Source organism: Streptomyces sp. NPDC104309 (assembly GCF_055584025.1).
Window position 1 is genome coordinate 347,240 of record NZ_JBVJMV010000001.1, and the last position, 12,949, is coordinate 360,188.

A 12,949-nucleotide genomic window follows, 5' to 3' on the forward strand; every position below is an offset into this window, starting at 1 on the left:
GCCCTGCGGTCACGGGCTCTGCTGGCGTTGTCCGGTGGTGGCGGCATGGTTTCGGTGTCGCTTCCGGTCGCGGAGGTCCGCGAGCGCCTCACGGCCTGGGGCGGACGGATCTCGGTGGCCGCGGTCAATGGCCCGTCTTCTGTGGTGGTGTCGGGTGAGCCGGATGCGTTGGAGGAGCTGGTCGCGTCCTGCACGGAGCAGGGAGTCCGGGCGAAGAGGATCGCGGTGGACTATGCCTCGCATTCGGCCCAGGTGGAGCTGATCGAGAACGAGCTGGCGGAGTTGCTGGCGGGGGTTGCGCCGGTTGCGGGCCGGGTGCCGTTCTACTCCACGCTGACCGGCGGTCTGCTGGACGACACGACGGGCCTGGACGGCGGTTACTGGTATCGCAATCTGCGTTCCACGGTGGAGTTCGAGCAGGCGGTGCGGGCGGCGGTGGGTGATGGTCTGTCCGTGTTCATCGAGGTGAGCCCGCACCCGGTCCTCAACCTCGGATTGCAGGAGACCTTCGAGGAGGCCGGCCAGAACGACGCGGTCGCGCTGGGCACCCTGCGGCGCGACGAGGACGAGGCACGCCGCTTCATGACCTCACTGTCCGAAGCACACGTCCACGGGGTCGAGCTGAACTGGGAGGCGATGTTCGCGGGGCAGCAGGCCATGCACGTGGACCTGCCTACCTACCCCTTCCAGCGCGAGCGCTACTGGCTGAGTGGTGCCCTCGGGCAGGGGAACCTGGACGTGTCGTCCGCAGGAATCGACTCGGTCGACCACGCGCTGCTGTCGGGTGCGGTCGGTCTCGCGGGTACCGATGGCGTCCTGCTGACCGGCCGGCTGTCGGTCGAGATGCATCCGTGGCTTGCGGATCACGCGGTGTGGGGTTCGGTGCTGCTGCCGGGCACCGCGTTCGTGGAACTGGCGCTGCACGCAGCTGACCAGGTCGGATGCGACCTGGTGGAAGAGCTCACCATCGAGGCCCCGCTGGTCTTCAACGACCAGAGCGCGGTCGCCGTCCAGGTCGCGGTCGCCGCGGCCGACGAGTCCGGGCGACGTGACCTGACGGTGTACTCGCGTCCCGCCGATGCCGCGGACGGAGTCTGGACACGGCATGCGAGCGGTGTGTTGGCCGAGGTCGCCGTGCCGGTGGCGGAAGAGCTGACACAGTGGCCGCCGGCGGGCGCCCAGGCGGTGACGATCGACGCTCTGTACGAGGAACTCGCCGATTCGGGCTACGAGTACGGTCCGCTGTTCCAGGGCCTGCGTTCGGCCTGGCGACAGGGCGGTGCTGTCTTCGCCGAGGTGGTGCTGCCCGAGGGGGCGGATGCCGAGGGCTTCGGGTTGCATCCGGCGCTGTTGGATTCGGCCTTGCACGCGATCGGGCTCGCTGCCGATGGTGACCCAGAGGCGGTCGAGGGCGGTGTGGGTCTGCCGTTCGCGTGGTCGGGGGTGTCGCTCTCGGCGGTGGGTGCGCGGGTGTTGCGGGTGCGGATCGTGCGTTCGGGTTCGGGTGTGTCGTTGTTGTTGGCCGATGGTTCGGGTGCGCATGTGGCGTCGGTGGAGTCGTTGGCGTTGCGTCCGGTGACTGCGGAGCAGTTGCGGGGTGCTGGTGGTGGTGATGTGGCTCGGGATGCGTTGTTCCGGGTGGAGTGGTCGGCGGTGTCTGTGCCTGTGGTCGTGGATGTGGATGTGTCTGGGCTGCGGGTGGTCGAGGGCCTGGGCGTGGGTGTCGGGGAGGGTGTGGTCGCGCGGACGCATGAGGCGGTAGTCCGGGCGTTGGAGGTGGCGCAGGGCTGGCTGGCGGATGAGGAGGCTGGTCAGGGGCGGTTGGTGGTGGTGACGCGGGGTGCGGTGGCTTGTGGTGGGGCTGAGGTGCCGGATCCGGTGCAGGCTGCGGTGTGGGGTCTGCTGCGTACGGCGCAGTCGGAGAACCCGGATCGTTTTGTCCTGGTGGATCTTGATGGGGGTGAGGCGTCGCGTGCGGTGCTGTCCGCTGTGGTGGCTTCGGGTGAGCCGCAGGTGGCGGTGCGGCGTGGTGAGGTGTTTGTGCCGCGCCTGGCGAGGGCGGCTGTGGACGCCGGGCGGGCGGTGGGTGATTTGGGTGGTGCGGGCACGGTTCTGGTGACGGGTGCCAGTGGTGTTCTGGGTGGTCTGGTGGCCCGGCATCTGGTGACGGAGCGGGGTGTGTGTCATCTGTTGTTGGTGTCGCGTCGTGGGGGGCAGGCTCCGGGCACTTCGGAGTTGATCGCAGAGCTTACGGATCTGGGTGCTGCGGTGCGGGTGGCTGCGTGTGATGTGGCTGACCGTGAGGCTTTGGCGGCGGTGCTGGCAGACGTATCCGTCGAGCATCCGCTGATGGGTGTCGTGCATACGGCCGGTGTGCTGGACGATGGTGTGTTGTCTTCCCTGACTTCGGAGCGTCTGGGTGCGGTGTTGCGTCCGAAGGTGGATGCGGCGTGGCATTTGCATGAGTTGACGCGTGGCCTGGATCTGTCGTTGTTTGTGTTGTTCTCGTCTGCGGCTGGTGTGTTTGGTGGTGCGGGTCAGGCGAATTATGCGGCGGCGAATGCGTTCTTGGATGCGTTGGCGGGGGTGCGGCGTGGTGAGGGTTTGGTGGGTCAGTCGTTGGCGTGGGGGTTGTGGGCGCAGGCGAGTGGGATGACGGGGCAGTTGGGTGAGGGGGATCTGCGGCGGTTGGCGCGGGGTGGTCTGGTGCCGTTGTCGTCGGGTCAGGGTTTGGGGTTGTTCGATGTGGCGGGGGGTGTGGATGCGTCGGTGGTGGTGCCGGTCCGGGTGGATGTGGCGGCGTTGCGGGCGCGTCCGGAGTTGACGCCGTTGTTGTTGCGTGGGTTGGTGCGGGTGCCGAGTCGGCGGGTGGCGGCGTCGGGCGCGGATCAGTCGGAGTCCTTCGCGCGCACGCTCCTCGCACTCCCCGAAACCGAACAGCGTGACCTCGTGCTGGATCTCGTGCGTGCGGAGGCTGCGGCAGTGCTCGGCCATGCCTCGGGCGACGCGGTGCAGCCCCAGCGGGCCTTCACCGAGCTGGGTTTCGACTCGCTCACGGCCATCGAACTCCGCAACCGGATGAGCGGGGCCTCCGGGCTGCGCCTGCCGGCGACCCTCGTGTTCGACTATCCGACACCGGTCGCGATGGCCGATCACATCCGCGCCGAGATCGTCGGCGATCAGGCGGCGAGAGCCGTACCTTCGGCTCCCGTGGCCGTCGACACGGCGGATGACCCGGTCGTCATCGTCGGTATGAGCTGCCGGTTCCCCGGCGGCGCCGAATCGCCGGACAAGCTCTGGGACCTGGTGGCCACCGGTGGCGAGGGAATCACCGGACTGCCCACGGACCGTAACTGGGACATCGACGCGTTGTACGACCCCGACCCGGACCGCCTGGGTACGTCGTTCACCCGCGAGGGCGGATTCCTGCACGACGCCGCGGAGTTCGACCCCGGCTTCTTCGGGATCTCGCCGCGTGAGGCGCTGGCGATGGACCCGCAGCAGCGGCTTCTGCTCGAAGGTTCCTGGGAGGCAATCGAGTCCGCGGGCATCGATCCGGGCTCGCTGCGCGGCAGCAGCACCGGCGTCTTTGCGGGTCTGATGTACCACGACTACGTGGCGCAACTGGCCACCGTGCCCGAAGGAGTCGAGGGATACCTCGCGACAGGCACCTCGGGCAGTGTCGTCTCCGGCCGCGTCTCCTACACGCTTGGCCTTGAGGGTCCCGCGGTGACGGTGGACACGGCGTGCTCGTCGTCCCTGGTAGCCCTGCATCTCGCGGCGCAGGCGCTGCGGTCGGGTGAGTGCTCGATGGCGCTCGCCGGCGGCGCGAGCGTCATGGCCACGCCCGGCAGCTTCATCGAGTTCTCGCGTCAGCGTGGTCTGGCTGCTGACGGTCGCTGCAAGTCGTTCGCGGCCGGGGCCGACGGCACCGGCTGGGGCGAGGGTGTCGGCATGCTGCTGCTGGAACGGCTCTCCGATGCCCGCCGCAACGGGCACCGCGTCCTCGCGGTGGTCCGTGGTTCTGCGGTGAACCAGGACGGTGCGTCCAATGGTCTGACGGCTCCGAACGGTCCGTCGCAGCAGCGGGTGATCCGGGCTGCGTTGGCGAGTGCGGGTCTGTCGGCGTCGCAGGTGGACGCGGTGGAGGCGCACGGGACGGGTACGACGCTGGGTGACCCGATCGAGGCGCAGGCACTGATCGCGACGTACGGGCAGGAGCGTGCGGAGGACCGGCCGCTGCTGCTGGGCTCGATCAAGTCGAACATCGGTCACACGCAGGCGGCTGCCGGTGTGGCGGGTGTGATCAAGATGGTGCAGGCGATGCGACACGGCCTGGTGCCCGAGACCCTGCATGTGGACGAGCCGACGCCGCAGGTGGACTGGTCGGCAGGTGCTGTTGAGCTGGTCACTGAGCAGCGCGCCTGGCCGGAGACGGGCGAGCCGCGGCGTGCGGGTGTCTCGTCGTTCGGCATCAGTGGCACGAACGCGCATGTGATCGTGGAGCAGGCGCCGGAGGTCGAGGAGCCGGAGGCGGTTGTGGCTCCGGTGGGGTTGCCGGTGGTGCCGTGGGTGGTGTCGGCGAAGTCGGAGGCGGGGCTGTCGGGGCAGGTGGAGCGGCTGCGGTCGTACGTCACCGAGAACCCCGACCTGTCGCCGCTCGACGTCGGCTTCTCGCTGGCGACGACGCGTGCGGCGCTGGAGCACCGGGCGGTCCTGATCGGCGGCGAGCGGACCGTGGAAGGCCCGCTGACTCCCGGTAAGACGGGTGTGTTGTTCTCGGGTCAGGGGTCGCAGCGGGCCGGTATGGGCCGGGAGTTGTACGAGTCGTATCCCGCCTTCAGTGAGGCGTTCGACGCGGTCTGTGTGGAGCTGGACCGGCACCTGGAAATGCCTCTTCGAGAGGTGGTCTTCGAGGGTGGTGAGCTGCTGGATCAGACGCAGTTCACGCAGGCGGGTCTGTTCGCCCTCGAAGTTGCGCTGTTCGAGCTGGTGACGTCGTGGGGCGTTAAGCCGGACTATCTGCTGGGCCACTCGATTGGTGAGCTGTCGGCTGCGTACGTGGCCGGGGTGCTGTCTCTCGAAGATGCTGCCGCTCTCGTAGCCGCGCGAGGTCGTCTGATGCAGGCGCTCCCGACCGGTGGGGCGATGGTGTCGTTGCAGGCCGCGGAGGACGAGGTGCTCCCGCTGCTGGTCGACGGCGTCTCGATCGCCGCCCTCAACGGCCCGCGCTCCACCGTGATTTCCGGTGACGTGGCGGCGGTTCTTGAGATTGCCGCGCACTTCGAGACCGAAGGTCGTAAGACCAAGCGTCTGCGAGTGAGCCATGCCTTCCACTCGCCGCGTATGGACGCGATGCTCGACGACTTCCGTGCGGTCGCGCAGGGGCTGACCTTCAACGCTCCGCAGCTGTCGATCGTGTCGGACGTGACGGGTGGGGTTCTGTCGGCGGAGGAGGTACAGGACCCGGAGTACTGGGTCCGCCACGTTCGCGAAGCGGTGCGCTTCCTGGACGGCATCCGCAGCCTGGAGTCTGCGGGTGTGACCGCGTTCCTGGAGCTGGGTCCCGACGGTGTGCTGTCCGCGATGGCGCAGGACTGTGTGACGTCCGGCTCCGAGGGCGGCGATGAGCTCGCCTTCGTACCCGTCCTCCGCAAGAACCGTGACGAGCCCGACGCACTCCTCACCGCCCTCGCCGAACTCCACGTACGCGGCAGGGCAGTTGACTGGACTGCGTACTTCGCCGGCACCGGCGCCCGACGCGTCGACCTGCCCACCTACGCCTTCCAGCGTCAGCGCTTCTGGCCGGAGGGCGGTGCGTTGCTGATGGGCGGTGCCGGGGCGGCTGCGGCTTCCCTGTCGTCGGACCTGGACGATGCGTTCTGGGCCGCGGTGGAGCAGGAGGACGTGGATGCCTTCGCGGCGGCTCTGGGCTCGGACGAGCTGGAGTCGCTGGGCGCGGCACTGCCCGTGCTCTCTTCATGGCGGCGCAGGTCGAGCGACTTGTCGACCGTGGACTCGTGGCGTTACGAGGTGACGTGGCAGCCGGTTTCGGGTGGTGCCGAGCGTGCGGGACTGGAAGGGTCCTGGCTGGTGGTGTCGCCGTCGGCATGTGCGGATCACCCGGTGGTCGCGGGGATGCGTGCGCGTGGCGGAGAAGTAGTGGAGTGGCTGGTCGACGGTGGTGAGGTGAGCCGTGAGGCGCTCGCCGCACGAATCGCCGAGCAGGGTGCCGACTTCGCCGGCGTTGTGTCGCTGCTGGCCCTGGGGCAGGATGCCCCGACTTCGGGCACGCTGTCGCTGGTGCAGGCGTTGGGCGATGCGGAGTTGTCCGTGCCGTTGTGGTGCGTGACGCGGGGTGCGGTGTCGGTGGGCCGCTCTGATGGTGCGGTGGATGCGGTGCAGGCGCAGGTGTGGGGTCTGGGCCGGGTGGCCGCGCTGGAACAGCCGGGCCGCTGGGGCGGGTTGATCGATCTGCCCGAGACGTTGGACGAGCGGGCGGTGACCCGTGTCTGTACCGCGCTGGCAGGCACAGGAACTGGTACGGGCACGGGCGCCGGCACTGCCGGTGGTGAGGACCAGCTCGTGGTGCGCGCTTCGGGTGTGTACGGGCGTCGTCTGGTGCACGCTCCCGGTAGCAGTCGTCCGGCGTCGGGTGGTTGGTCGCCGCGTGGCACGGTTCTGGTGACGGGCGGGACGGGTGCGCTGGGTACGCATGTGGCCCGTTGGGCGGCCGGTAGTGGTGCTGAGCGGTTGGTGCTGACGAGTCGTCGTGGTCCGGAGGCTCCGGGTGCGGTCGAGTTGGTGGCCGAGCTGGAGGCTTTGGGCGTGGCGGTCGAGGTCTCCGCGTGTGACGTGAGCGACCGGGAGGCGCTGGCCGGGCTGGTGGAGGGGCTTCGCCAGGCCGGTACGCCGGTCCGCTCCGTCATCCACACCGCAGGTGTGGCTGCTTCGCACCCGCTGGACATGCTGGACGACGACGCCTTGGCGGCCGTCCTGTCCGCCAAGGTGACCGGCGCGACGAACCTCGACGCCGTCTTCACGGGGGCCACCTCCGAGCCGCACGACGAGCTCGACGCATTCGTCCTTTTCTCCTCGATCGCCGGCGTATGGGGCAGTGGCGGCCAGGCCGCCTACGCCGCGGCCAACGCCCACCTCGACGCCCTCGCCCAGGACCGGCGGGCCCGCGGCCTGACCGCGACCTCCATCAGCTGGGGCCCGTGGGCCGACGGCGGCATGGCGGCGGGCGAGGCCGAGGCGGAGCTGTTGCGCCGGGGGCTGCCCGCCATGGTTCCGGAGCGGGCCGTCGCGGCCCTGCAGCAGGCGCTCGCCGAGCGCGACACCCACGTCACCGTGGCCGATGTCGACTGGACACGGTTCGCGCCCGCGTTCACCGCGCTGCGCCCGAGCCCGCTGCTCACGGGCCTGCCCGAGGTGCGGGACATCCAGGAGGAGGTGACCGCGGCGGCGGCCGACGGGGCCTCGGCCCTGCGGGCCCGGCTGGCCGCGGCCACCGGAGCGGAGCGGACCCGGGCCCTGCTCGAACTGGTGCGGAACCAGGCGGCGGTCGTCCTCGCACACGGAAGCGCGGACTCGGTCACCGCGGCGAGCACCTTCCGGGAGCTCGGTTTCGACTCACTGACTGCGGTGGAGCTCCGTAACCGCCTGGCCAAGGAGACCGGGCTCAAGCTCCCCGCGACCATGGTGTTCGACCACCCGACTCCGACGGTTCTGGCCGAGCACCTGCGGGCCGAGCTGTTCGGCGGGGAGGCCGAGCACGCCGACGCCCTTGAGGCGATGGCGGCGACGGCGACGGTGGTGACCGACCCGGACGACCCGATCGCGATCGTGGGCATGAGCTGCCGCTTCCCGGGCGGTGTCCGTACGCCGGAAGAGCTGTGGGAACTGCTGGCGGCCGGCACGGACGGGGTGACCGGATTCCCGGTGGACCGGGGCTGGGACCTCGACTCGCTGTACGACCCGGACCCCGACCACGCGGGCACCTCGTATGTGACCGAGGGCGGATTCCTGCGTGATGTAGGGGACTTCGACCCCGTCTTCTTCGGGATCTCGCCGCGCGAGGCCACCGGAATGGACCCGCAGCAGCGACTGCTCCTGGAGACCTCCTGGGAGGCGTTCGAGCGTGCGGGCATCGATCCGGAGTCGCTGCGCGGCAGCCGGACCGGAGTCTTCACCGGCACGAACGGCCAGGACTACTCGGCCCTGCTGTTCATGTCCGCCGACAGTGCCGAGGGCCACATGGGCACCGGGAACGGAGCAAGCGCCGTGTCGGGCAGGCTCTCGTACACGTTCGGCCTCGAAGGACCCGCGATCACTGTGGACACGGCGTGCTCGTCGTCCCTGGTGGCACTGCACCTGGCGATCCAGGCGCTGCGGTCGGGCGAGTGCTCGCTGGCCCTGGCCGGCGGTGCCACCGTGATGTCGACGCCCGGCGCGTTCATCGAGTTCTCGCGCCAGCGCGGTCTGGCGGAGGACGGGCGCGTCAAGGCGTTCGCCGATGCGGCGGACGGCACGGCCTGGGGTGAGGGTGTCGGCATGCTGCTGGTGGAGCGTCTCTCGGACGCCCGCCGCAACGGCCACGAGGTCCTCGCGGTCGTGCGCGGCAGCGCCGTGAACCAGGACGGCGCTTCCAACGGTCTGACCGCCCCCAACGGGCCCGCGCAGCAGCGCGTCATCCGCCAGGCCCTCGCCTCGGCCGGTCTGTCGGCGTCGCAGGTCGACGTGGTGGAGGCGCACGGCACGGGCACCAGGCTCGGTGACCCGATCGAGGCCCAGGCGCTGATCGCGACGTACGGCCGGGAGCGGACGCAGGAACAGCCCTTGCTGCTCGGCTCGGTGAAGTCGAACATCGGTCACACGCAGGCCGCCGCCGGTGTCGCCGGCGTCATCAAGATGGTCATGGCGATGCGGCACGGCGTGCTGCCGCAGACCTTGCACGTCGACGAGCCGTCCACGCAGGTGGACTGGTCGGCGGGGGCCGTCGAGCTCCTGAGGGAGTCGGTGGCGTGGCCGGAGACGGGCGAGCCGCGCCGTGCGGGTGTGTCATCGTTCGGCATCAGCGGCACCAACGCCCACACGATCATCGAGCAGGCTCCCGCGCCCGACGCCGACGCGGAGCCGCGGCCGGTCGCCCCGATCGCCTCGTCGTCCCCGGTCCTGCCGTGGATGCTGTCCGCGAAGTCGGCACGCGCCCTCACGGCGCAGGCCAGGCTCCTGCGGTCGCACCTGCTGCGCCGGCCCGGAGTCGATGTGTCGGACGTGGCGTTCTCGCTCGCCACGAGCCGTGCCGCGCTGGCCCACCGGGCCGTCGTCGTCGGGAAGGACAGGGACGCACTGCTGCGCGGCATCGAGGCACTGGCCGAGGACGGCACGGACTCGAACGTGATCGTGGACTCGGTCACGTCCGGACAGTTCGCGATGCTGTTCTCGGGCCAGGGGTCGCAACGGGACGGTATGGGCAGGGAGTTGTACGAGGCGTATCCCGCCTTCGCTGACGCGTTCGACGCGGTCTGCGCGGAGCTGGACCGTCACCTGGACCGGCCTCTTCGCGAGGTGGTCTTCGAGGGTGGTGACCTGCTGGATCAGACGCAGTTCACGCAGGCCGGTCTGTTCGCGCTCGAAGTCGCGCTCTTCCGTCTCGTCGAGGCGTGGGGGGTACGACCGGATTACCTGCTGGGTCACTCCATTGGTGAGTTGTCGGCTGCGTACGTGGCCGGGGTGCTGTCGCTCGAAGATGCTGCCGCTCTCGTTGCGGCCCGGGGTCGTCTGATGCAGGCGCTCCCGGCGGACGGGGCGATGGTGTCCTTGCAGGCGGCGGAGGAGGAGGTCCTGCCGCTGCTGACGGAGGACGTGTCCGTAGCTGCTCTCAACGGCCCGCGCTCCACGGTGATCTCGGGTGATGAGGCGGAGGTCCTGCGGATCGCCGCGCACTTCGAGGGCGAGGGCCGCAAGACCAAGCGTCTGCGGGTCAGTCACGCCTTCCACTCGCCGTGCATGGACGCGATGCTGGACGACTTCCGCAAGGTCGCGGAGGGACTGACCTTCAACGCACCGCAGCTGTCCATCGTGTCCGACGTGACGGGTGAGGTCCTGTCGGCGGAGGAGGTCCAGGACCCCGAGTACTGGGTCCGCCACGTCCGCGAGGCCGTCCGCTTCCTGGACGGCATCCGCACCCTGGAGTCCGCGGGCGTGACCGCGTTCCTGGAGCTGGGTCCGGACGGAGTGCTCTCCGCCATGGCCCAGGACTGCCTCACCGACACCACCGTCGACCCCGAGAAGTCCGGCTTCGTACCGGCCCTGCGCAAGGACCGCGACGAGCCGCAGGCCCTGCTCACCGCCCTCGCCGAACTCCACGTACGCGGCACGGCGGTCGACTGGACCGCATACCACGCCGGCACCGGCGCCCGCCGTGTCGACCTGCCCACCTACGCCTTCCAGCGGCAGCGCTACTGGCCGAAGCCGGGCGGTCCCGCCGCCCCGGAGGCGGATGCCGTGTCGTCCATGGACGCACGGTTCTGGGCCGCGGTGGAGCAGGAGGACCTGTCGGGACTCGTCGAGGGGGCCGGACTCACCGCGGACCAGCCGCTGGGCGAGGTGCTGCCACTGCTGTCGTCGTGGCGCCGCCAGTCCCGCGAGCAGTCCACGGTCGACACCTGGCGCTACCGGGTCGCGTGGAAGGCGATCGCGGACGACACCGGCGCGCCGCTGTCCGGCACCTGGCTGGTCGTGGCGGCCGACGAGCACCTCGACCACCCGGTCGTCGCCGGGATCGAGGCGCACGGCGCCGTCGCCGCCCGCCTGTCCGTGGACCCGGGCACGCGTGACCGGGCCGGACTGGCCGAGCAGCTGGCCGGAGCAGGCGAGGCCGCGGGCCCCGAGGGCATCGCGGGCGTCGTCTCCCTGCTGGCCCTCGGCCAGGAACCCATGGCGGCCACGCTGGACCTGGTCCAGGCACTGGGCGACGCGGGTGTACGGGCGCCCCTGTGGTGCCTGACCCGCGGAGCCGTGAGCACGGGCCGCTCCGACGCGGCGCCGGAACCGGCACAGGCCCAGCTGTGGGGCCTCGGCCGGGTCGCGGGTCTGGAACAGCCGCAGAGCTGGGGCGGGTTGATCGACCTGCCCGCGAAGCCGGACGAGCGCGCGGTGGACCGAGTCCTCGCCCTCATCGGCGGCGGCAGCGGCCAGGACCAGGCCGCGGTGCGCCCTGCCGGAGTGTTCGTGCCCCGGCTCCTGCGGGCGTCGGCGAACGCCACGGGTGGCGAGTGGGCCCCGCGCGGCACGGTGCTCGTCACCGACGCCACGACGCCGTTCGGCTCGTACGTCGCACGCTGGCTGTCCGGCACCGAGGCCGACCGGGTGGTCCTGATGACGCCCGAAGGACAGGAACCGGCCGAGGCGGCGGTGACGGCGCTCGGCGAGCGCGCGGTCGTCGCGCACTGCGACGTGACCGACCGCGCCGCGCTCGACGCGCTGGTCCGGCGGCTCGCCGACGAGGGAGGCCCGGTGCGGGCGGTGGTGCACACCGTCGGCGGCAACCACCTCGCCCCGCTCGACACCATCCGCATGGAGGAGGCCGACGCCCGGCTGGCCGCCAAGGTGGTCGGCGCTGCCCATCTCGACGCGGTCCTCGCCGACACGGAACTGGACGCCTTCGTCCTGTTCTCCACCATCGCCGGTGTCTGGGGCGGCGGCGGTCAGGTCGTGTACGCGGCGGCCGGCGCCTACCTGGACGCACTGGCGCTGAACCGCCGGGCGCGCGGCCTCGCCGCGACGTCGGTGGCCTGGGGCCCGTGGGCCGACGGCGACACGACGGAAGGCACCGTGCGGGACGACGAAGCCGGGCAGGCCGAGGAAGCGGATCTGCTGCGCAGGCGGGGCCTGCCCCCGATGGCGCCGGAGCTGGCCCTCACCGTGCTGCGCCAAGCGGTCGCCGATGCCGACCCGCTGCTCACCGTCGCCGACGTGGACTGGTCGCGGTTCGCACCGTCGTTCACGGCCCTGCGGCCCAGCGCGCTCCTGGCGGAACTGCCGGAGGCCGCGGACGCCCTGGCGGGCGGCGCCGAGCCGGCGGACGTCGACGACGACGCCGCCGACGAGCTGCGCCGACGGCTCGAGGCCATGTCCGAGCCGGAGCGGGAGGCCGAACTGGTGCGGCTGGTGCGCACCCACGCGGCGGCGGTCCTCGGCCACCCGGTGGACGAGGTCGGAGCCGACCGGGTCTTCCGTGAGCTCGGATTCGACTCCCTGACGGCCGTGGAGCTCCGCAACCGGCTGACGCGGGCCACCGGGCTCCGGCTGCCGGCAGGCCTGGCCTTCGACCGTCCGACGGCGGCAGCGGCGGCCGCGTTCCTGCACACGGAACTCCGATTCGACTCGGACGCGTCGGATGCCTCGGGCGCATCGCTCCTCGCGGAACTGGACAAGCTGGAGGCCGCCATGTCAGGAAAGGAGCCCGACAACCTGACGAGGACAAGGGTCACGATGCGGCTCCAGGCATTCCTCGCCAAGTGGTCGGACGGGCGCGCCGAGACCGAACAGGCCGATGTGAGCCAGAAGCTCGAATCGGCATCGGACGATGAGATCTTCGATTTCATCAACCAGGAGCTCGGCCGCTCGAATTGACGGCCCCGCACCCGCCCCGCCCGTCGGCGGAGCGAGGCGGCCGGCCACGCGGCGGCGGCCGAGCGGGCTGCCGCCGCGCTCCCGCCCCCTGCGGACCCGTGACCCGGAACCCGCCTGAATCGGGCGGCGAGGCCCGGCTCCCGGGCGCCGGACCGGCCGCCGACCCCTGAGCCGACAGGGGCGGTTGGCTAGGGGCTGTCCCGCAATCCGTGGTGGATCAGCGCGCGGCGTCAGATGCGGTGCATCGCAAGGCGGAGGGACGTCCGCATGCTGGATGCATGCGGACGTTCCGACAACGCGGCGAGGT

General features: G+C 70.9%; 1 protein-coding gene (only partly in view). It reads left to right on the top strand.

The genetic code is table 11. The annotated features are described in order from the left end of the window. Positions 1–12,642, top strand: the 3' end of a protein-coding gene (locus tag ACZ68L_RS01240) for a type I polyketide synthase (RefSeq protein ID WP_469573171.1). It extends 17,169 nt beyond the left edge of the window; 12,642 of the gene's 29,811 nt are visible here — the last part of the coding sequence; its start codon lies off the left edge, out of view; the stop codon is at positions 12,640–12,642. Positions 12,643–12,949 lie beyond the last annotated feature (307 nt).